The sequence below is a fragment of the Streptomyces humi genome, assembly GCF_001005085.2.
Lineage (GTDB): Bacteria > Actinomycetota > Actinomycetes > Streptomycetales > Streptomycetaceae > Streptomyces > Streptomyces humi.
On record NZ_LBMU02000037.1, the window covers coordinates 136,473 to 157,037 of the forward strand.

Below are 20,565 nucleotides of genomic sequence, written 5' to 3' on the forward strand. Positions count from 1 at the left end.
ACCGGAATGCGAACCATGTACGCCTCTGCAACCATCACTGCATGATCACTCGGCTCAGGTCGCTCACCTCTCAGTGGACGTTCCTCGTGCCGGTGCTCGCGGTCGTCCTGCTCGCTCTCACCTGGGGACGTGATCTGCCCGGCTGGGTCATCGCGCTGGTGACCCTGGTCCTCGCCGCCTCCGTGCTGGCAGCGGTCCACCACGCGGAGGTCGTGGCCCACCGGGTCGGCGAACCCTTCGGTTCCCTGGTCCTCGCCATCGCCGTCACCATCATCGAGGTCGCACTGATCGTCACCCTCATGGCCGACGGCGGCGACAAGAGCTCCACCCTGGCCCGGGACACCGTCTTCGCCGCCGTCATGATCACCTGCAACGGCATCGTCGGCCTCTGCCTGCTCGTCGGGTCGCTGCGGCACGGCACCGCTGTCTTCAACCCCGAGGGCACCGGCGCCGCCCTCGCGACCGTGGCCACCCTCGCCACACTCAGCCTGGTGCTCCCGACCTTCACCACCAGCAAGCCGGGCCCGGAGTTCTCCGGCGTACAGCTCACCTTCGCGGCCCTGACCTCGTTGATCCTCTACGGCCTGTTCGTGGCGACGCAGACCGTGCGGCACCGCGACTACTTCCTGCCGATCACCCGGCAGGGCGAGGTGATCACCGCCGACGACCACGCCGTGGCCCCGTCCGCGCGGACGGCCTGGATCAGTCTCGGGCTGCTGGGTCTCGCCCTGGTCGGAGTCGTCGGACTGGCCAAGGGCGTGTCGCCGACGATCGAGTCCGGTGTCGCGGCGGCCGGCCTGCACCACGCCGTCGTCGGTGTGATCATCGCGCTGCTGGTGCTGCTCCCGGAGACGATCGCGGCCCTGCGCTCAGCGCGCCGCGACCGGGTGCAGACCAGCCTCAACCTGGCGCTCGGCTCGGCCATGGCCAGCATCGGCCTGACCATCCCCGCGGTGGCCCTCGCCTCCGTCTGGCTCTCCGGCCCCCTGGTCCTCGGCCTCGGCTCCACCGACATGCTGCTGCTCCTGCTGACGGTGGTGGTCAGCTCCCTGACCGTCGTGCCCGGCCGGGCGACACCGCTACAGGGCGGGGTCCACCTGGTGCTGTTCCTCGCCTATCTGGAGCTGGCGGTCAACCCGTAGCGTGCTTCCGTCCGGTGACCGGCTCGACGGCCGGCACCGGGCGGGTCTCCGGCAGCATCGCGAAGCAGCCGAGGCTCAGCAGCGCGACGGCCGTCAGATACGCCCCCACACCCCAGGGCACCCGCCCACCGTGCTGCGCCAGCGCCGTCGCCGCGATCGGTGTGAGCGCACCCCCGAGCACCCCGCCCAGGTTGTAGCCGACGGCGGCACCGGTGCAGCGCACCCGAGGTTCGTACAACTCCGGCAGGTAGGCGGCGATCACCGAGAACATGGTGATGAAGCCGATGAGCGCACCCGTGAACCCCAGGAACATCAGCAGTGGTTCGCCGGTGGCCAGCAGGGCCACCATCGGGAACGACCACAGCGCCGACGCCGCGCATCCCGCCAGGCACAGCGGCCGCCGCCCGTATCGGTCGCCGAGCAGCGCCATCACCGGTGTGAGCGAGCCCTTCACCACCACGGCGGCCATGACGCAGACCAGCATGACGGTACGGCTCACCCCGAGCCGCTCCGTCCCGTACGCCAGCGACCAGGTCGTCACCGTGTAGAACACCGCGTACCCGACGGCCAGCGCCCCCGCCGTCAGCAGCACCAGCCGCCAGTGGTGCCGTACGACCTCGGCGAGCGGCATCCGCGCGTGGTCGTCGATCTCCAGGAACCGTGGGCTCTCGGCGAGCGAGGAACGCAGCCACAGCCCGCTCAGCGCCAGCGCGCCCGCCGCCCAGAACGGCACCCGCCATCCCCACTGCGCGAACTGCGCGTCCGACAGCAGCGCCGACAGGGCCAGCATCACGCCGTTGGCGAGCAGGAAGCCGACGGCCGGACCGATCTGCGGAAAGCTCGACCACAGGGCACGCCGCCCGGCAGGCGCGTGCTCCGCGGTCAGCAGCACCGCCCCGCCCCACTCGCCGCCGAGCCCCAGCCCCTGGAGGAACCGCAGCACCAGCAGCAGCACGGGAGCCGCGACGCCGACCGTGGCGTACGACGGCACGCACCCGACGGCGACCGTCGAGGCGCCGGTCAGCAGCAGGGACAGGACCAGTACGGGCCGCCGGCCGCGCCGGTCCCCGAGGTGCCCGAACAGCATGGAACCCAGCGGCCGGGCCACGAACCCCACGCCGAACGTCCCGAACGCCGCCAGCGTCCCCGCGACCGGCGAGAACGTCGGGAAGAACAACGGCCCCAGGACGAGCGCCGCCGCCGTCCCGTAGACGAAGAAGTCGTAGAACTCGATCGCGGTCCCGGCGAGCGAGGCCGCCGCCAGCCGCAGCATCGAGGGGGCCCTTACGGTGCGTACATCGCGCATGCCGCGTCAACCACCCACAGTGATCATGGGTTACGGGGCGCACGACGTCCTTCGTAGGCGCCCCGGCGCACCGTGATAAACCGGTCTGAGCCGCGGTCCTCCCAGGGCCGTTCACCAGTAAATCGGACCCGGAGGAATCGTGCCCCGCTCCCTGGCCAACGCCCCGATCATGATCCTCAACGGGCCCAACCTGAACCTGCTCGGCCAGCGCCAGCCGGAGATCTACGGCTCCGACACGCTCGCCGACATCGAGGCCCTGTGCGCCGAGGCGGCGGCCGCGCACGGCGGCACCGTGGACTTCCGGCAGTCCAACCACGAGGGCGAACTGGTGGACTGGATCCACGAGGCGCGCCTCGGCCACTGCGGGATCGTCATCAACCCGGGTGCCTACTCGCACACCTCGGTCGCGATCCTGGACGCCCTCAACACCTGTGACGGGCTGCCCGTGCTGGAGGTCCACATCTCCAACATCCACAAGCGGGAGTCGTTCCGGCACCACTCCTACGTGTCCCTGCGCGCCGACGGCGTGATCGCGGGATGCGGCGTGCAGGGCTACGTGTTCGGGGTGGAGCGGGTGGCGGCACTGGCCGGCGCCGCCACCGCCGAGGCGTAGCGCCTCAGAGGCGCCCGGCCTCCACGATCCGCCGCAGGAAGCGCTGAGTGCGCTCCTGCTGCGGGTCGCCGAACACCTGCTCCGCGCTGCCGCGTTCCAGGACGACACCGCCGTCGAGGAAGCAGACCTGGTCGGCGACGTCCCGGGCGAAGCCCATCTCGTGCGTCGCCAGCACCATGGTCATGCCCTCGTCCTTCAGACCACGCACCACGGTCAGCACCTCGCCGACCAGCTCCGGGTCGAGGGCGGCCGTGATCTCGTCGAGCAGCAGCAGCCGGGGCCGTACCGCCAGGGCGCGCACGATGGCCACCCGCTGCTGCTGGCCGCCGCTCAGCCGGTCCGGGTAGGCGTCCGCCTTGCCACCCAGCCCCAGGCGCTCCAGCAGCTCCCTGGCCCGTTCCTCGGCCTCCGCGCGGGAGACCCCGTGCACCCGGCGGGGCGCCAGCGTGATGTTGTCCAGCACGGTCATGTGCGGGAAGAGGTTGTAGGCCTGGAAGACGACACCGATCCGGCGCCGGACCGCGTCGTGGTCGGCACGCGGGTCGGTGATCTCCTCGTCGTCCAGCCAGATCGCGCCGTCGTCGATCTCCTCCAGGAGGTTCGCGCAGCGCAGCAGCGTCGACTTGCCGGAGCCGGAGGCACCGATCAGCGCGGTCACCGTGTGCGGGGCGACCGCCAGGTCCACGTCCCGCAGGACGACCGAGTCCCCGAACGTCTTGCGGACGGACTCCATGCGCAGGACGGGCGCGTCGCTCATATCGCTCCTCCCTGGGCCCGCTGCCGGTCCATCCGGGCCGTCACCCAGTCCGTGAATCGCGTCATCGGGATGGTCAGCGCCACGAAGACCAGCCCGGCGACGATGTACGGGGTGTAGTTGAGGCTGCGCTGGGCGATGATGTCGGACGCCCGTACGGCGTCGATCGCACCGCCGATCGACACCAGCCCGGTGTCCTTCTGAAGCGACACCAGGTCGTTCAGCAGGGGCGGCACCTGGCGGCGTACCGCCTGGGGGAGCACCACGTGGCGCAGCGCCTGCCGGTTGGTCAGTCCCAGCGAGCGGGCCGCGGCGCGCTGTGAGGGGTGCACCGACTCGATGCCCGCGCGGAACACCTCGGCGACGTACGCGGAGTACGTCAGCGTCAGCGCCGTACCGCCCAGGAGCACGGGATCGACGGTCACGCCCTGGAGGCGCAGCGCCGGCACCCCGAAGACCACGATCATCAGGTTGATGATCAGCGGCAGACCGCGGAAGAAGTCCGTGTAGGCCGCCGCCAGTGCCCGCAGCGGGAAGAAGACGGGTCCCGGCAGCGTCCGGGCGATGGCGATCAACATGCCCAGCACGAGCACCAGCACACCGCAGATCAGCAGCAGCCGGATGTTGAGCCAGAGACCGTCGAGGACCTTCGGGAGGGCCTCGCGCGCGTACTGCCCGTCGAAGAAGGTCTCCTTGGTGCGCTCCCAGCCCGGCGCGCTGACCACGACCAGGTACAGGACGACGGCCGTGACCAGGGTGGACAGCGCGGCGATCGCGGTCGCGCGCCGCGCGCGGACGCGCTTGTGACGCTCGCGGTCCAGGCGTCGCTGCGAGGGGACGTACGTGTCGCGCATTCCGTCTTCGCCGGAGTCCTCCCCGGACTCGGCCTTCGTGACCGTCACTTGAGCACCGGCGCGTCGACGGCGTCGGACAGCCACTGCTTCTCCAGCTTCGCCAGCGTGCCGTCCTCGCGCAGGCTGTCCACGGCCGACGACACGCAGGACGTGAGGTCGCTGCCCTTGTCCAGGACGAGCCCGAACTGTTCGGGCGTGCCGCTCTGGTTCTCGAACTGACCGACGATCTTCGCGTTCGTCACCTGGGCCGCGGTGACGTAGAACGCGGTCGGCAGGTCGGTGACGATCGCGTCCACCTGGCCGTTCTTGAGTGCCGAGATGGCCTGGTCGTTCTTGGAGTACGCGGCCGCCTCCTGGGACGGCTTCACCACGTCGCTGATGTAGTTCAGGCTCGTCGTGCCGACCTGGGCGCCCAGCTTGAGGCCCTTGAGGTCGGCGATGCTCGTCGCCTTGGCGGCCTTGCTGCCCTTGAGCGCGATCACAGCCTGGCGCACGTCGTAGTAACCGGACGAGAAGTCCACGGCCTTCTTGCGCTCGGTGCTGATGGACACCTGGTTGATGTCGAAGTCGAAGGTCTTCACGCCGGGCGCGAACGCCTTGTTGAACGGCACGCTCTGCCAGACGACCGCGCTCTTGTCGTACCCCAGCTGCTTCGCCACGGCGTACGCGACCGCCGACTCGAAGCCCTCGCCGTTGGCGGGCTTGTCGTCCTTGAACCACGGCTCGTACGCCGGCTCGTCCGTCGCGATCGTCAGCTTGCCGCTGGTCCGGGTGGCCAACTTGCCCTTGGCGCAGGTGCTTCCGGCCGCGGAGGCCGACGAGGAGGATCCGCCGGACGCCTTGTCGTCCGGCTGCGGAGCACAGCCGACAGCGGTGGCGAGCAGGGCTATGGTGGCGGCGGCGACAGCGCTACGCAGTGCGCTCGGGGCAGGGTGCATGGCGGGAGAGTGACAGCGAACGCCGCGTTTGTCCAGGTCAAGCGGGTATTTGTCCGCATACTGGGAACGGGTGTTGCGGTCTTGTGAACGCCGCTGTCCGCCGGGTGGACGGACGTGCCGGGGCCGCCGGTCGAGGGCGGGGAATGAAGACCGGCGGCCCGTACCGCGCAGGAGCCGTCATCCTGTGCGGGGCTGCCACCAGTTGACCGCGCGAGCACGCACGCGGGGAGCGTGCGCCCGGCTCCGGCGTGTGCGAACTGTTCACACGGGGCGCGCGTTTGGACCTACGCGCCCCGGGCTCACCACCCGCGCCCTCCGCTCGCCGCGTGAGCCGCTTCGCTCACCACCCGCGCGCGTGCCACTCCGGCAGGTGCGGGCGTTCCGAGCCCAGCGTGGTGTCGTTGCCGTGCCCCGGGTACACCCAGGTCTCGTCCGGCAGCGCGTCGAAGATCTTCGTCTCGACGTCGTGGATCAGGCTCGCGAAGGCCTTCGGGTCCTTGCGCGTGTTGCCGACGCCGCCGGGGAAGAGGCAGTCACCGGTGAAGACGTGCGGATGGCCGTGCGGGTCGTCGTAGACCAGGGCGATGGAGCCGGGGGTGTGGCCGACCAGGTGGCGGGCGGTGAGTTCGACCTGGCCGACCCGGATGACGTCGCCGTCGTCGACGGGGACATCGGTGGTGACCGGGATGCCGTCGGCGTCCTCGCGGCCCGCGTACGTCCGCGCGCCGGTGACGGCGACCACCTCGGCCAGCGCCTGCCAGTGGTCGCCGTGCTGGTGCGTGGTGACGACGGACGCGATGCCGTCGTCACCGATCGTGCCCAGGAGCGTCTCCGCGTCGTTGGCCGCGTCGATCAGCAGCTGCTCGTCCGTCGCGCGGCAGCGCAGCAGGTAGGCGTTGTTGTCCATCGGCCCGACCGCGATCTTGGTGATCATCAGGTCCTTGAGCTCGTGCACGTCCGCAGGACCGCCGACCGTGACCTCTCCGCTGTACGTCATGGCGGTCAGCCTATAGCCGTCGGACCCGGCGCGGCGCCGCGTGCTACAGCGGCGGAAGCGCCGGCAGGGCGCCGCCCGTCACCGTCAGGGCCGAGCCGTCGCGGCGCCCGGCGAGCCAGCCGAGCAGGTCGGCGGCGGTCCCCTCGACCCCGATCGGGCCTCCCGGCGCGCCGCCGCCCGTCGTCCAGGCCCGGCCGTCGCTGCTGCGCAGCCCGACGGACGGCACGTCACGGTGTCCGCCGAAGCGTTCCGCGAGGAAGTCGATCTCCCGTTCCGCGAAGTCCGCCGGGACATCCTCCAGCTCGTACCCCATCCCGAGGTCGACGTGGTGCAGCTCGACCTCGATCCAGCGCCGGAACGGCACCCGCGCGGCCACGTCGATGACCCCGTTGCGCAGCTCCACCGAGCGCGTCCAGTCCGCGGGCGCGGTGCCGTGGGCCCGGAACCGGGCGTCGCTCTCGCGCAGGTCCGCGAGCTGCGCGTCGAGCGGGCGCGGCGCGTCCCGCTCGATGTCGGCGTCCCGCGCCTCGGCGGAGGGGTACATGGGGCGTCCGTCGAGGACGTTGCCGAGCGCGTCCGCGTTGCGGGCGAGGTGGGCCAAGACGTGGCCGACCGTCCAGCCGGGCAGCCGTGACGGTCGCGCCACAGACGCGTTGTCCAGTCCGGCGGCTGCGGTGAGGAGTCGCTCCGTCGCTTCCCGTACAGACGCCAGGTCATGAGCGTGATCAATCATGGGGCTGACAGTAGCCCCGCCCCACCTTCGGGTGAAGGTTTCCGGCGGGAGCCGTAAATCGAATGCACGTGCTATATCGTCGGTGGTGGCGTCGGGCATGCTGGATGGTCCGGGATTGTTTACGCATCCAGAATCCGACCGGCGTTGTCAGTGGCTCCCCCTAGTCTGAAGAAGCACGGGGCCCTGCCCCTGTCACTTCTCTCAAGAAAGGTGCGGACCGGCTGTGGCCGACCGTCTCATCGTCCGTGGCGCGCGCGAGCACAACCTGAAGAACGTCTCGCTCGACCTGCCTCGTGACTCGCTCATCGTCTTCACGGGTCTGTCCGGGTCGGGCAAGTCGTCCCTGGCCTTCGACACGATCTTCGCCGAGGGCCAGCGTCGCTACGTGGAGTCGCTCTCCTCGTACGCCCGCCAGTTCCTCGGGCAGATGGACAAGCCGGACGTGGACTTCATCGAAGGCCTGTCCCCGGCGGTGTCCATCGACCAGAAGTCGACCTCGCGCAACCCGCGCTCGACGGTCGGCACCATCACCGAGGTCTACGACTACCTGCGGCTGCTCTTCGCGCGCATCGGCAAGCCGCACTGCCCCGAGTGCGGCCGCCCGATCTCGCGCCAGTCGCCGCAGGCCATCGTGGACAAGGTGCTGGAGCTGCCCGAGGGCAGCCGGTTCCAAGTGCTCTCGCCGCTGGTGCGCGAGCGCAAGGGCGAGTTCGTCGACCTCTTCGCCGATTTGCAGACCAAGGGCTACAGCCGCGCGCGCGTGGACGGCACGACCGTCCAGCTCTCCGAGCCGCCGACCCTGAAGAAGCAGGAGAAGCACACCATCGAGGTGGTCGTCGACCGCCTCACGGTGAAGGACACCGCCAAGCGCCGCCTCACCGACTCCGTGGAGACCGCGCTCGGCCTGTCCGGCGGCATGGTCGTGCTCGACTTCGTCGACCTCCCCGAGGACGACCCCGAGCGCGAGCGCATGTACTCGGAGCACCTGTACTGCCCCTACGACGACCTCTCCTTCGAGGAACTGGAGCCCCGCTCCTTCTCCTTCAACTCGCCCTTCGGCGCCTGCCCCGAGTGCACCGGCATCGGCACGCGCATGGAGGTCGACCCGGAGCTGATCGTCCCGGACGAGGACAAGTCCCTCGACGAGGGCGCCATCCACCCCTGGTCGCACGGCCACACCAAGGACTACTTCGGCCGCCTGGTCGGCGCCCTCGCGGACGCGCTGGGCTTCCGCACCGACATCCCCTTCGCCGGGCTCCCGCAGCGCGCGAAGAAGGCCCTGCTCTACGGTCACAAGACCCAGATCGAGGTCCGCTACCGCAACCGGTACGGCCGTGAGCGCGTGTACACCACGCCTTTCGAGGGCGCGGTGCCGTTCGTCAAGCGCCGGCACAGCGAGGCCGAGAGCGACGCCAGCCGCGAGCGCTTCGAGGGCTACATGCGCGAGGTGCCCTGCCCGACCTGTCAGGGCACGCGCCTGAAGCCGATCGTGCTCGCGGTCACGATCATGGAGAAGTCGATCGCCGAGGTCGCCGCGATGTCGATCAGCGACTGCGCGGACTTCCTGGGCGAGCTCAGGCTCAACGCGCGCGACAAGAAGATCGCCGAGCGCGTACTCAAGGAGGTCAACGAGCGGCTGCGGTTCCTGGTCGACGTCGGCCTCGACTACCTCTCGCTCAACCGCGCGGCCGGCACCCTCTCCGGCGGCGAGGCCCAGCGCATCCGGCTGGCCACCCAGATCGGCTCCGGTCTCGTCGGTGTCCTGTACGTCCTCGACGAGCCGTCCATCGGCCTGCACCAGCGCGACAACCACCGGCTGATCGAGACCCTGGTCCGGTTGCGTGACATGGGCAACACCCTCATCGTCGTCGAGCACGACGAGGACACCATCAAGGTCGCCGACTGGGTCGTCGACATCGGTCCCGGCGCCGGCGAGCACGGCGGCAAGGTCGTGCACAGCGGCTCCCTGAAGGAACTGCTGGACAACGCCGAGTCGCAGACCGGTCAGTACCTGTCCGGCAAGAAGTCGATCCCGCTGCCCGACATCCGCCGCCCGCGGGACCCGTCGCGCCGGCTCACCGTGCACGGGGCCCGGGAGAACAACCTCCAGGACATCGACGTCTCCTTCCCGCTGGGTGTGTTCACGGCCGTCACGGGCGTGTCCGGCTCCGGCAAGTCGACGCTGGTCAACGACATCCTCTACACGCACCTGGCCCGCGAGCTGAACGGCGCGCGCAACGTGCCGGGCCGGCACACGCGCGTGGACGGCGACGACCTCGTCGACAAGGTCGTGCACGTCGACCAGTCGCCCATCGGCCGCACCCCGCGGTCCAACCCGGCGACCTACACCGGCGTCTTCGACCACATCCGCAAGCTGTTCGCGGAGACCACCGAGGCGAAGGTCCGCGGCTACCTGCCCGGCCGTTTCTCCTTCAACGTCAAGGGCGGCCGCTGCGAGAACTGCGCGGGCGACGGCACCATCAAGATCGAGATGAACTTCCTCCCGGACGTCTACGTCCCGTGCGAGGTCTGCCACGGAGCCCGGTACAACCGGGAGACCCTGGAGGTCCACTACAAGGGCAAGTCCATCGCCGAGGTCCTGAACATGCCGATCGAGGAGGCCACGGCGTTCTTCGAGGCCGTCCCCTCGATCGCCCGCCACCTCAACACGCTCAAGGACGTCGGCCTCGGCTACGTCCGCCTGGGCCAGTCCGCGACCACGCTGTCCGGCGGTGAGGCACAGCGCGTGAAGCTCGCCAGTGAGCTCCAGCGCCGCTCCACCGGGCGGACCGTCTACGTCCTCGACGAACCGACCACCGGTCTGCACTTCGAGGACATCAGCAAGCTGCTGAAGGTCCTCTCCGGTCTTGTCGACAAGGGCAACACGGTCATCGTCATCGAGCACAACCTCGACGTGATCAAGACCGCGGACTGGGTCGTCGACATGGGTCCGGAGGGCGGCGCCGGCGGCGGACTGGTCGTCGCCGAGGGCACGCCCGAGGAGGTCGCCGGCGTTCCGGCCAGCCACACCGGCAAGTTCCTGCGCGAGATCCTGGGCGCCGACCGCGTCAGCGACGCCAGCTCGGTGAAGGCTCCGCGCAAGACGGCGGCGAAGAAGACGGTCGCGGCCAGGTCGGCGGCGAAGAAGACGGCGACGGCCACGACCGCCAACAACACGGCCACGAAGAAGGCGGCCGGAGTCACCAAGAAGGCGGCGCCCGCGAAGAAGACGACGCGAGCCCGCAAGGCCTGAGGCCACGGGATCACAGGCTTCGACAAATCCGGAAATGTGCGGTGCCCCGCGGGAACTTCCCGCGGGGCACCGCGCGTTGCACAGTCAGCCGCTCGATCACTGCGGCCACGGCGAACCTTGACTCCTCAACAGTGGAAACAGCGGCAACAGCGGCCGAACGTCCTTGACAGGTTCGCGAGTTCACGGACTCCCGAGCTCGAAGGCGTACGGAGGCTCCGCACCCGCGCGGGAGCAGGTGATCGCGGCCGCCCGGGCCGCGAAGCGCAGCAGCCCGGTCCAGCCCTCGGCGTCCAGTCCCAGGAGCGCCTCGGCCGACAGCGCGTCCCTGGCGGCCAGACCGTGCAGCAGAGCCGCGTTCACGGTGTCACCGGCGCCGATCGTGTCCACGACGGCGACCTCCTCACCCGGCACGGCATACTCGGCGCCGTCCCGGGTGAAGGCACTGAGGCCGTCCCCACCGTGGGTGATCACCACGGCCGACGGGCCCGACGCCAGCCATTCGCGCGGGGTACCGCCCAGCCACAGCGCGTCCTCCTCGGAGAGCTTGAGGAGCGTCACCGAGGGCAGCCAGCTCTCGAACCGGGCCCGATAGGCGTCCGGATCCGGGATCAGACCCGCCCGGATGTTCGGGTCGAGGGCGGTGAACAGGCCCTGCGCCGCGGCGCCGCGCATCAGTTCCTCGTAGGCGCTCGCCCCCGGCTCCAGGGCGAGCGACAGCGTCCCGAAGGAGACGGCACGGGTGGCGGCGGGCAGGGCGGCGGGGGCGGTGAACAGGCGGTCGGCCGTGCCGTCGACGTAGAAGGAGTAGGAGGCGGAACCCCGCGGGTCGACGGTGGCGACCGCCAGGGTCGTCGGTTCCGTGCCGCGCTCCACGAGGGAGACGTCCACCTCGGCCCGCCGCAGCCCGTTCAGCAGGGCCTCGCCGAACGCGTCCCGCGAGGCACGGGAGCAGAACGCGGTGGGGGAGCCGAGGCGGCCGAGCGCCACGGCCGTGTTGTACGGGCCACCGCCGAGCGCCGGCCGCAGGGCGGCGAGGGCGCCCGTGCCCTGCGGTACCAGGTCGATCAGTGCTTCACCGGCGACGACGATCACGACAGGGTTCCTTCCTCTGGGTGCTCTGGGTGCTCTGGCTCTGAGCGTTCGCGGGCCGGGGCGGCCCTCCCGTCCCCTCCTGGACACCCGCACGAGGTCCGGTGCACGAAAGCGCACGGGAGGCGTACGGTCCGGGCCGGCCGGCCGGGTGCGGCCAGCCGTTCCAGGAGCACCCGGACCGCCTCGGCACCGATCTCCCTGCTGGGCTGGGCGATGGCGGTGAGCCGCGGCGAGAAGAGATCGGCCCAGGCGAAGTCGTCGAAGCAGCACAACGCGATGTCGTCGGGGACGCGCAGACCACGGGCGTCGAGGGCGCGCAGGGCACCGATGGTCATCGCGTTGTTCGCGGTGACGAGGGCGGAGGGCGGCGCGGCAAGCCCCAGCAGGGCGGCGACGGCCCGCTCGGCTCCGGCTGACTCCGAGTTGCCGGGGACGATCAGCCGTTCGTCCAGGGCCAGCCCGGAGGTGGCAAGCCCCTGCCGGTATCCGGTGATCCGCTCGTCGCTGGTGCTCAGCCCGGGCAGCCCCGCCACCAGGCCGATCCGGCGGTGCCCCAGCCCGGCGAGGTGGGTGACGAGCCGGGCCGTCGGTTCGGTGTTCTCGGCGCAGACCTGATCGAAGCGCGGAGCGGCGTCGGGACGACCGTCGATCACCCGGTCGAGGAAGACCGTCGGCACGGCATGGCGGCCGAGATAGGTGAGGAGCTCGCCCGGGGCGGCGGAGGGAGCGACGATCATGCCGTCGACGCGCCGCTCATGGAGAAGCTGGACGACCTTGAGTTCGTGGTCGGGGTCCTCGTGCGGATCGGCGATGAGCAGGCTGTAGCCGTGCTTCAGGGCGGCGGCCTCGACACCCTGGAGGATCTCCGTGAAATAGGGGTTGCTGATCGCCGACACCGCGAGCCCGATGGAGCGGGTGCGGGAGGTCACCAGGGAGCGGGCGAGGGTGTTCGGGGTGTAGCCCAGCTCCTCGATGGCGTCGAGCACGGCCTGGCGGGTGTGCGGCAGCACCGGGCGTGTCTCGTTCAGCACGTGGGACACGGTCGCCACGGAGACACCGGCACTCCGGGCCACGTCGGCCATGGTGGGCATGGTTCCCCCTTCTCCGCTTCCCGCCCGGGGAAGCTATCTCATCCGGCATCGCCGCGTAAACGCTTACGCAAGCGTTTACGCACCACGACGCGTGCCGTCCCGCGCACCCCGACCCGTCCCGAAGCGGGACAGACCGGCCCAGGTATCGTCGCCCTGCACACCCTCGACCCACCTGGAGCCCGCATGCCGTCCCGTCCCTCCGCGAGCCGTCGTACCGTCCTGCGCGGGACGGCGGCCGTGCCGGTCGCCGGACTGGGACTGGCCGCCTGCTCGGCGCCCGCCGGTGGAGCCGCGGCGGACGCGACACCGACCGCGCCGGTCGACCTCGGGGCCGAGAACGAGGTCGCCAAGGGCGCCGCCAAGCTCTACCGGGACCACAACGTCGTCGTCAGCCGGTCCGGCGACGGTGCGCTGAAGGCGTACAGCACCATCTGCACGCACGCGGGGTGCCCGATCAACAAGCTCCAGGGGACGACGCTGGTCTGTCCCTGCCACGGCAGTGAGTTCGACGCCCTGACCGGGAAGGTGGTGCGGTCACCGGCCACCGAGCCGCTGAACGAACTGCCGGTCAAGACGGCGAACGGCCGGCTCGTCGCCGGGCCCGGCGCCTGAGGCGGAGGGCCGAGGCCGCTCCTCCGCCGCATCAGCGCCGGCCCATCCGGACCAGGGGCGGCCGAACCGCACCGGGACCGGCGATCCGGACCAGTGGCCGAGCCGATCCGGACCAGTGGCGGCCGATCGGGGTCAGTCCCAGTCCCAGCCGATGCCCAGCAGGCCCGGCCGTACCCGGGGCTCGACCAGGTGGACGGAGCGGTGCAGCCCGCTCAGCGGCAGGTTCTGCCGGCCACTGCGCGGGGCCGCGGCCGAGTGCTGGGCGAACCGGTGGCACCGGGCCGGCAGCGCTTCGGAGGTGAAGCGGACCTGGAGGGTGTACTGACCGCCGGGAAAGCCGAAGCCGCGGACGTACTCGCGGGAGACACCGGCCGTGCCGTCCTCGACGGCGTAACGGAAGAGGAAGGTGTCGCCGGAGCGCAGCCGGGTGCCGAAGAGGAGTTCGGCGACGAGCAGGCCGGTCTCCTGGTCCGAACGGACCCGGCCCGTCCGGCAGTTCTCCAGCGCGTGCACGCTCATGCGCCGCGGGGCACAACCGGGGTCACCGTGGTGGACGGCCACGAAGCGGTCGATGCCGTCCCGGTGGGCGCGGACGATGTGCTGCGACTCGCGGGCGGCCAGTTCGCGGTGGGCGCCGATCCGCACCCGCTCGTGGTGCCCCAAGGTGTGCAGGCCACCGTCGAGGGACCAGTCGAGCTCGGCCTGGAGCCGGTCGATGACGTCCGACGCCTCGACCAGCGAGCGGTAGGAGCGGGCCGCGGGGCGCCGCACGGCGGTGCCCTGGTCGCTCTCGGCCAGGAGACGTATCAGGGACTCGTCCGGGAGCTGGAGTATCTCCTCCAGCGCGCGGACGGCCCGCAGCGACTCCGGGCGCTGCGGGCGGCGGGCGCCCTGCTGCCAGTAACTCAGGCTGGTGACGCCCACTTTGACCCCGTAGCGCGACAGATGGTGCTGCACGCGCTGGAGCGGCAGGCCGCGGGCGGCGATCGCGGCGCGCAGGGCCACGTGGAAGGGGCCACCCCGCAGGGCCGAGTCCAGTTCCGCGGTGGCGACGTCCGCGTGCTGTGTGCCGTGCCGCATGCAGGGGGGCCTTTCTCTTGGGGGTTCTCAACGGCTGGTCAGGCCGTTGGCGCGGGCCAGGGCCACCCCGGCGGTGCCGGGGCGGCCGCGTTTGGGTGCGCCGCGTCCGCAGGCCGTCGCTCGCGGCCCCGAGTTCCCCCGCATTGAAGCGTGTTGACCAGGCCCCGACAACACCTTCGTCCGGCCGAGGGCGCTCACCTGGCCGAGGCGTGCCCCCTCGCGCGGGTGGCACCGGGTGGGCGTGGCGGTGCCGTCGTCGTCCCGGCGGTCGAAGATCGTTCGTCGGGAAGCGGCCGATTCGGGGAGGAAGCGGCGCAAGCTCCCTGGGAATCGTCACAGCCGCCGCGCACCGGCTGCGCTCCCGCCTCGGAGCAGGCTCGCGCACGGGCCGTGCCGGAACCGTCCCCGACGCCACCGAGGTGGCCGATTCCGAGATCGTCTGCCGGACGGACCAGATGGACGGGACGGACGGACATACCGGACGGACCGCATGGATCGATCGGACCGCGTGGATGGATCGGACCGCATGGATCGATCGGACCGCATGGACCGGAGCGGACCGCATGGACCGGACGGACCGGATGGGCTTGACGCCCCTGACGCCGGGGCGCCCGGGCCCCCGGCCGTCGGCGCCCCGGCGGTTGTCCACAGGGCGTCACGGTGTCGGTGCTCGCCAGTAGGGTGTGAGACATGGCCGACCCCTCCAGCTACCGCCCCAAGCCGGGACAGATCCCCGACTCTCCCGGGGTGTACAGGTTCCGTGACGAGCACCGCCGGGTGATCTACGTCGGAAAGGCGAAGAGCCTGCGCCAGCGCCTGGCGAACTACTTCCAGGACCTGGCGAGCCTGCACCCCCGCACCCGGACGATGGTCACGACCGCCGCGTCCGTGGAGTGGACCGTGGTGTCCACGGAGGTCGAGGCGCTCCAGCTGGAGTACTCCTGGATCAAGGAGTACGACCCCCGGTTCAACGTCAAGTACCGCGACGACAAGAGCTACCCGTACCTCGCGGTGACGATGAACGAGGAGTTCCCGCGCGTCCAGGTGATGCGCGGTCACAAGAAGAAGGGCGTGCGTTACTTCGGTCCGTACGGCCACGCCTGGGCCATCCGGGACACCGTCGACCTGCTGCTGCGCGTGTTCCCGGTGCGGACCTGCTCCGCCGGGGTGTTCAAGAACGCCGCCCGCACCGGTCGCCCCTGTCTGCTCGGCTACATCGGCAAGTGCTCGGCGCCCTGCGTGGGCCGGATCGACCCCGAGGACCACCGCGAACTGGCCGACGACTTCTGTGACTTCATGGCCGGCCGCACCGGCACCTACCTCCGCCGTCTGGAGAACCAGATGACGGAGGCGGCCGAGGAGATGGAGTACGAGCGGGCCGCCCGGCTGCGCGACGACATCGGGGCCCTGAAGAAGGCCATGGAGAAGAACGCGGTCGTGCTCGCCGACGCGACCGACGCCGACCTCATCGCCGTCGCCGAGGACGAGCTGGAGGCGGCCGTCCAGATCTTCCACGTGCGCGGTGGGCGGGTGCGCGGTCAGCGCGGCTGGGTGACGGACAAGGTGGAGGACGTCACCACCGGGGCCCTCGTCGAGCATGCGCTACAGCAGCTCTACGGCGAGGAGACCGGCGACGCCGTCCCCAAGGAGGTGCTGGTCCCGGCCCTGCCCGACCCGCTGGAGCCGGTCCAGGAGTGGCTCACCGGCCGTCGTGGTTCGAACGTCTCGTTGCGGATCCCGCAGCGTGGCGACAAGAAGGCCCTGATGGAGACCGTGGAGCGCAACGCGCTTCAGGCGCTCGCCCTGCACAAGACGAAGCGCGCCTCCGACCTCACCACCCGGTCGCGCGCGCTGGAGGAGATCGCCGACGCGCTGGACCTGGACAGCGCCCCGCTGCGCATCGAGTGCTACGACATCTCCCACCTCCAGGGCGACGACGTGGTGGCCTCCATGGTCGTCTTCGAGGACGGCCTCCAGCGCAAGAACGAGTACCGCCGCTTCCAGATCAAGGGCTTCGCCGGCCAGGACGACGTGCGCTCCATGCACGAGGTGATCACCCGCCGGTTCCGCCGCTACCTCGCCGAGAAGGAGAAGACCGGCGAGTGGGTGGAGGACGGCATCGACGACGCCCTCGAGAACGCCGCCGCCCTCGAGGACGCCGCCACCGCCACCCCCGGCACCTCCACGGACGACGGCACAATCCCGGACGCCGGCACCTCCACGGACGACGCCGCCTTCCCGGACCCCGGCACCCATCCCGACGGCGTCCCGGTCAACGGCTTCAAGGACGAGGACGGCCGGCCCAAGAAGTTCGCGTACCCGCCCCAGCTCGTGGTCGTCGACGGTGGCCGCCCGCAGGTCGCCGCCGCCAAGCGGGCGCTCGACGAGCTCGGCATCGACGACATCGCCGTCTGCGGTCTCGCCAAGCGCCTCGAAGAGGTCTGGCTGCCCGAGGACGAGGATCCGGTGGTGCTGCCCCGCAGCAGTGAGGGCCTCTATCTGCTCCAGCGTGTCCGTGACGAGGCGCACCGCTTCGCGATCACCTATCAGCGCACCAAGCGGGCCAAGCGTTTCCGTGCCGGCCCCCTGGACGACGTACCGGGCCTCGGCGAGACCCGCAAACAGGCGTTGATCAAGCATTTCGGCTCGGTGAAGAAGCTGCGGTCCGCCACAATCGAACAGATCCAGGAAGTCCCCGGGATAGGCCGCAAGACGGCCGAGACCATCGCCGCGGCCCTCGCCCAGGCGGCCCCGGCCGCACCCGCCGTGAACACGGCGACGGGAGAGATCATGGAAGACAGGGAAGACGAGGCGCCCGAGACGACGGCGGACGCCTCGGGGGAGCCCGTACCCGCGGGCGCCCCGGACGATCGACGGGGGCAGGAGAGATGACCGAGCGCGACGCACAGCCCACAGCCGGACGAGATCCGGCGTTCAGCGAATCACAGGGCGAGCCAGAGGAAACGCACAACGAGGCGCGCCAGGATCAGCCGCAGGAAGCGGAAGCGGTCCAGGAAAACGGAGCAGAAGTGAGTACGGACGTCACCCCGGCCGGGGCCGCCGAGGCGGCCATCCCCGAGCTGGTGATCATCTCCGGTATGTCCGGGGCCGGCCGTTCGACGGCGGCGAAGTGCCTGGAGGACCTCGGCTGGTTCGTCGTCGACAACCTGCCGCCCGCCCTGATCCCCACCATGGTGGAGCTCGGTGCCCGTTCCCAGGGCAACGTGGCGCGGATCGCGGTCGTCGTGGACGTACGCGGCCGGCGTTTCTTCGACAACCTGCGGGAGTCCCTCGCCGACCTCGACAGCCGGGCCGTCACCCGCCGGATCGTCTTCCTGGAGTCGTCCGACGACGCCCTGGTCCGCCGCTTCGAGTCGGTGCGCCGCCCGCACCCGCTCCAGGGCGACGGCCGGATCGTGGACGGCATCGCCGCCGAGCGGGAGCTGCTGCGCGAGCTGCGCGGCGACGCCGACCTGGTGATCGACACCTCCAGCCTCAACGTGCACGAACTGCGCGCCAAGATGGACGCCCAGTTCGCCGGCGAGGAGGAGCCCGAGCTGCGGGCGACGGTGATGTCGTTCGGGTTCAAGTACGGCCTGCCGGTCGACGCCGACCTGGTCGCCGACATGCGGTTCCTGCCCAACCCGCACTGGGTGCCCGAGCTGCGTCCGTACACCGGTCTCAACGAGGAGGTGTCGGCGTACGTCTTCAACCAGCCGGGCGCCAAGGAGTTCCTCGACCGGTACGCCGAGCTGCTGCGGTTGATCGCGACCGGGTACCGGCGCGAGGGCAAGCGGTACGTGACCATCGCCATCGGCTGCACGGGCGGCAAGCACCGCTCGGTCGCCGTGTCGGAGAAGCTCGCCGCCCGCCTGTCCGCCGAGGGAGTGGAGACCGTAGTCGTGCACCGGGACATGGGGCGCGAGTGACCGGACGTTCTTCGCGGCTGGGCAGGCTCCGCCGGATGGTTCCCGAAAGCCGCGCGGGCCGTCCCGTCGAGGTCCGAGGCGCCCGGCCGCGCCGTCGGGGCACCCAGCCCAAGGTGGTCGCCCTGGGCGGTGGCATGGGTCTGTCCGCCTCGCTCGCCGCGCTGCGCCGGATCACCGGTGACCTCACCGCCGTCGTCACCGTCGCCGACGACGGCGGCTCCAGCGGGCGGCTCCGCGACGAGCTGGGTGTGCTCCCCCCGGGTGATCTTCGCAAGGCGCTCGCCGCGCTGTGCGGGGACGACGACTGGGGCCAGACCTGGGCCCGGGTCATCCAGCACCGCTTCCAGTCCAAGGGCGACCTGCACGAGCACGCGGTCGGCAACCTGCTGATCGTCGCCCTGTGGGAACAGCTCGGCGACCATGTGCAGGCCCTGGACCTGGTCGGCAAGCTGCTCGGCGCGCACGGGCGGGTGCTGCCCATGTCCGCGGTACCGCTGGAGCTGCAAGCGCTGGTCAAGGGGCACGATCCGGAGCGGCCGGACGAGGTGGACATCGTCCGGGGCCAGGCCACCGTGGCGCTGACACCCGGCGAGGTGCAGTCGGTGCACGTGGTGCCGCACGACCCGCCGGCCGTACCGGAGGCCGTCGAGGCGGTGCTGGACGCGGACTGGGTGGTGCTCGGTCCCGGTTCCTGGTTCTCGTCGGTGATCCCGCACCTGCTCGTCCCCGAGCTGAGTGACGCGCTCACCGAGACGAAAGCCCGTAAGGTCCTGTCCCTGAACCTGGCACCCCAGCCGGGAGAAACCGAAGGCTTCTCCCCGCAGCGTCATTTGGAGGTTTTGGGGCGACACGCCCCTAAACTCGCCCTGGACGTGGTGCTGGCCGACGAGGCCGCCGTGCCCGACCGCGACTCGCTCACCGAAGCCGCCAAGCGGCTGGGGGCCGCGGTCGAGCTGGGCCCCGTGGCCCGGACCGACGGTTCACCCCGGCATGACCCGGAGCTGTTGGCCGCCGCGTACGACCGTATTTTTCGGATGCATGGAAGGATCGGCCCATGGCGATGACGGCAGCGGTGAAGGACGAGATCTCCCGGCTACCCGTCACCCGGACCTGCTGCCGGAAGGCGGAGGTCTCCGCCATTCTGCGGTTCGCGGGCGGCCTCCACCTGGTGAGCGGGCGCATCGTGATCGAGGCGGAGCTGGACACCGCGATGGCGGCCCGGCGCCTCAAGCGGGACATCCTGGAGATCTTCGGCCACAGCTCCGAGCTGATCGTGATGGCTCCCGGCGGGCTGCGCCGCGGCTCGCGTTACGTCGTACGGGTGGTTGCGGGCGGTGATCAGCTGGCCCGTCAGACCGGACTGGTGGACGGCCGGGGCCGGCCGATCCGGGGCCTGCCCCCGCAGGTGGTCTCCGGGGCCACCTGCGACGCCGAGGCGGCCTGGCGCGGTGCCTTCCTGGCCCACGGGTCGCTGACCGAGCCCGGCCGTTCCTCCTCCCTGGAGGTCACCTGCCCCGGCCCGGAGGCCGCCCTCGCCCTGGTCGGCGCGGCCCGCCGGCTGTCCATCGCCGCGAAGGCCCGTGAGGTGCGCGGGGTGGACCGGGTGGTCGTCCGTGACGGTGACGCCATCGGTGCGCTGCTGACGCGGCTCGGCGCGCACGAGTCGGTGCTGGCCTGGGAGGAGCGGCGGATGCGCCGCGAGGTGCGGGCCACCGCCAACCGCCTCGCCAACTTCGACGACGCCAACCTGCGCCGTTCCGCCCGCGCGGCCGTCGCCGCCGGCGCCCGGGTGCAGCGCGCCCTGGAGATCCTCGGTGACGAGGTGCCCGAGCACCTCGCGGCGGCGGGCCGGCTGCGCATGGAGCACAAGCAGGCCTCGCTCGAGGAACTGGGCGCGCTCGCCGACCCGCCGCTGACGAAGGACGCCGTGGCCGGCCGGATCCGCCGGCTGCTCGCGATGGCCGACAAGCGGGCCTCCGACCTCGGCATCCCGGGCACCGAGGCCAACCTCTCCGACGAGCTGGCCGACAACCTCGCGGTCTGAGCCCGCGTCAGTTCCGTGGTGCCGACGGCCCATTGGGCCGTCGGCACCAGTTTTTTGCCCGCAGGTGCGGTTCCCGTGGGCCGAGCGTGAGTCGCCCTTGACTCGATCATGAAGTGTCATGAGCCTG

The 20,565-nt window shown here is 71.0% G+C and carries 17 protein-coding genes; 8 read left to right on the forward strand and 9 right to left on the reverse strand.

Annotated elements, in window-relative coordinates; all coding sequences use genetic code 11:
- Positions 1–41: 41 nt before the first annotated feature.
- Positions 42–1,142, forward strand: coding sequence for a calcium:cation antiporter (locus AAW13_RS16610; protein ID WP_046733442.1), 1,101 nt, complete (start codon positions 42–44; stop codon positions 1,140–1,142).
- On the opposite strand, the gene AAW13_RS16615 is transcribed toward AAW13_RS16610, so the two are convergent.
- The gene (locus AAW13_RS16615) at positions 1,132–2,448 is read right to left on the reverse strand and encodes an MFS transporter (RefSeq protein WP_420855469.1); all 1,317 of its coding nucleotides are present in this window, start codon (positions 2,446–2,448) and stop codon (positions 1,132–1,134) included. The two genes, AAW13_RS16610 and AAW13_RS16615, sit on opposite strands and share 11 nt — an antisense overlap.
- A 139-nt stretch (positions 2,449–2,587) precedes the next feature.
- Between AAW13_RS16615 and aroQ the strand changes: the two genes are divergently transcribed.
- Entirely contained in the window at positions 2,588–3,061 is a 474-nt protein-coding gene (gene aroQ, locus AAW13_RS16620) for a type II 3-dehydroquinate dehydratase (RefSeq protein WP_046733444.1), read from the forward strand.
- A 4-nt stretch (positions 3,062–3,065) separates the two neighbouring features.
- Here aroQ and AAW13_RS16625 read toward each other — a convergent pair whose 3' ends face one another.
- The 5 genes from AAW13_RS16625 to AAW13_RS16645 all read right to left on the reverse strand — a co-directional run bounded on the left by AAW13_RS16625 (position 3,066) and on the right by AAW13_RS16645 (position 7,337).
- Entirely contained in the window at positions 3,066–3,818 is a 753-nt protein-coding gene (locus tag AAW13_RS16625; protein WP_046733445.1) for an amino acid ABC transporter ATP-binding protein, read from the reverse strand.
- Positions 3,815–4,717 carry an amino acid ABC transporter permease gene (locus tag AAW13_RS16630; protein ID WP_046733446.1) on the reverse strand — a complete coding sequence of 301 codons (903 nt, stop codon included), beginning with the start codon at positions 4,715–4,717 and terminating at the stop codon, positions 3,815–3,817. The genes AAW13_RS16625 and AAW13_RS16630 overlap by 4 nt, the downstream gene beginning before the upstream one ends.
- Complete coding sequence (locus AAW13_RS16635; RefSeq protein WP_046733447.1) at positions 4,714–5,607, reverse strand: ABC transporter substrate-binding protein; 894 nt, start codon at positions 5,605–5,607, stop codon at positions 4,714–4,716. Before AAW13_RS16635 ends, AAW13_RS16630 begins: the two co-directional genes overlap by 4 nt.
- Positions 5,608–5,947: 340 nt before the next feature.
- Positions 5,948–6,604, reverse strand: coding sequence for an MBL fold metallo-hydrolase (locus AAW13_RS16640; RefSeq protein ID WP_046733448.1), 657 nt, complete (start codon positions 6,602–6,604; stop codon positions 5,948–5,950).
- Between the two features lie 43 nt (positions 6,605–6,647).
- Positions 6,648–7,337, reverse strand: coding sequence for a maleylpyruvate isomerase family mycothiol-dependent enzyme (locus AAW13_RS16645; protein WP_046733449.1), 690 nt, complete (start codon positions 7,335–7,337; stop codon positions 6,648–6,650).
- Positions 7,338–7,560: 223 nt separating this feature from the next.
- Between AAW13_RS16645 and uvrA the strand changes: the two genes are divergently transcribed.
- Complete coding sequence (uvrA, locus tag AAW13_RS16650; protein WP_046733450.1) at positions 7,561–10,590, forward strand: excinuclease ABC subunit UvrA; 3,030 nt, start codon at positions 7,561–7,563, stop codon at positions 10,588–10,590.
- A gap of 180 nt (positions 10,591–10,770) precedes the next feature.
- Here uvrA and AAW13_RS16655 read toward each other — a convergent pair whose 3' ends face one another.
- Positions 10,771–11,682, reverse strand: a complete 912-nt coding sequence (locus AAW13_RS16655; protein ID WP_046733451.1) for a carbohydrate kinase family protein — start codon at positions 11,680–11,682, stop codon at positions 10,771–10,773.
- Positions 11,679–12,773 carry a LacI family DNA-binding transcriptional regulator gene (locus tag AAW13_RS16660; protein WP_079178832.1) on the reverse strand — a complete coding sequence of 365 codons (1,095 nt, stop codon included), beginning with the start codon at positions 12,771–12,773 and terminating at the stop codon, positions 11,679–11,681. Before AAW13_RS16660 ends, AAW13_RS16655 begins: the two co-directional genes overlap by 4 nt.
- Before the next feature lie 183 nt (positions 12,774–12,956).
- On the opposite strand from AAW13_RS16660, the gene AAW13_RS16665 reads away from it, so the two are divergent.
- Positions 12,957–13,385: a Rieske (2Fe-2S) protein gene (locus tag AAW13_RS16665; protein WP_046733452.1), complete on the forward strand. Its 429-nt coding sequence runs from the start codon at positions 12,957–12,959 to the stop codon at positions 13,383–13,385.
- Positions 13,386–13,517: 132 nt separating this feature from the next.
- On the opposite strand, the gene AAW13_RS16670 is transcribed toward AAW13_RS16665, so the two are convergent.
- Complete coding sequence (locus AAW13_RS16670) at positions 13,518–14,465, reverse strand: hypothetical protein (RefSeq protein ID WP_046733453.1); 948 nt, start codon at positions 14,463–14,465, stop codon at positions 13,518–13,520.
- Positions 14,466–15,155: 690 nt separating this feature from the next.
- On the opposite strand from AAW13_RS16670, the gene uvrC reads away from it, so the two are divergent.
- From uvrC to whiA, 4 genes are read left to right on the forward strand one after another with little or no spacing between them, the layout of a single operon-like run.
- The gene (gene uvrC / locus AAW13_RS16675; RefSeq protein ID WP_046733454.1) at positions 15,156–17,357 is read left to right on the forward strand and encodes an excinuclease ABC subunit UvrC; all 2,202 of its coding nucleotides are present in this window, start codon (positions 15,156–15,158) and stop codon (positions 17,355–17,357) included.
- The gene (gene rapZ, locus AAW13_RS16680; RefSeq protein WP_071659574.1) at positions 17,354–18,394 is read left to right on the forward strand and encodes an RNase adapter RapZ; all 1,041 of its coding nucleotides are present in this window, start codon (positions 17,354–17,356) and stop codon (positions 18,392–18,394) included. The genes uvrC and rapZ overlap by 4 nt, the downstream gene beginning before the upstream one ends.
- Positions 18,391–19,458: a gluconeogenesis factor YvcK family protein gene (locus AAW13_RS16685; protein WP_046733456.1), complete on the forward strand. Its 1,068-nt coding sequence runs from the start codon at positions 18,391–18,393 to the stop codon at positions 19,456–19,458. The genes rapZ and AAW13_RS16685 overlap by 4 nt, the downstream gene beginning before the upstream one ends.
- Complete coding sequence (gene whiA, locus AAW13_RS16690) at positions 19,449–20,438, forward strand: DNA-binding protein WhiA (protein WP_046733457.1); 990 nt, start codon at positions 19,449–19,451, stop codon at positions 20,436–20,438. Before AAW13_RS16685 ends, whiA begins: the two co-directional genes overlap by 10 nt.
- Positions 20,439–20,565: the final 127 nt, after the last annotated feature.

Bases quoted from the DNA above. Each gene is read 5' to 3' on its own strand.
- AAW13_RS16610 (WP_046733442.1), top strand. From the start codon at position 42: ATGATCACTCGGCTCAGGTCGCTCACCTCTCAGTGGACGTTCCTCGTG.
- AAW13_RS16615 (WP_420855469.1), bottom strand. From the start codon at position 2,448: ATGCGCGATGTACGCACCGTAAGGGCCCCCTCGATGCTGCGGCTGGCG.
- AAW13_RS16625 (WP_046733445.1), bottom strand. From the start codon at position 3,818: ATGAGCGACGCGCCCGTCCTGCGCATGGAGTCCGTCCGCAAGACGTTC.
- AAW13_RS16635 (WP_046733447.1), bottom strand. From the start codon at position 5,607: ATGCACCCTGCCCCGAGCGCACTGCGTAGCGCTGTCGCCGCCGCCACC.
- AAW13_RS16640 (WP_046733448.1), bottom strand. From the start codon at position 6,604: ATGACGTACAGCGGAGAGGTCACGGTCGGCGGTCCTGCGGACGTGCAC.
- AAW13_RS16645 (WP_046733449.1), bottom strand. From the start codon at position 7,337: ATGATTGATCACGCTCATGACCTGGCGTCTGTACGGGAAGCGACGGAG.
- AAW13_RS16660 (WP_079178832.1), bottom strand. From the start codon at position 12,773: ATGCCCACCATGGCCGACGTGGCCCGGAGTGCCGGTGTCTCCGTGGCG.
- AAW13_RS16665 (WP_046733452.1), top strand. From the start codon at position 12,957: ATGCCGTCCCGTCCCTCCGCGAGCCGTCGTACCGTCCTGCGCGGGACG.
- AAW13_RS16670 (WP_046733453.1), bottom strand. From the start codon at position 14,465: ATGCGGCACGGCACACAGCACGCGGACGTCGCCACCGCGGAACTGGAC.
- uvrC (WP_046733454.1), top strand. From the start codon at position 15,156: ATGGCCGACCCCTCCAGCTACCGCCCCAAGCCGGGACAGATCCCCGAC.
- rapZ (WP_071659574.1), top strand. From the start codon at position 17,354: ATGACCGAGCGCGACGCACAGCCCACAGCCGGACGAGATCCGGCGTTC.
- whiA (WP_046733457.1), top strand. From the start codon at position 19,449: ATGGCGATGACGGCAGCGGTGAAGGACGAGATCTCCCGGCTACCCGTC.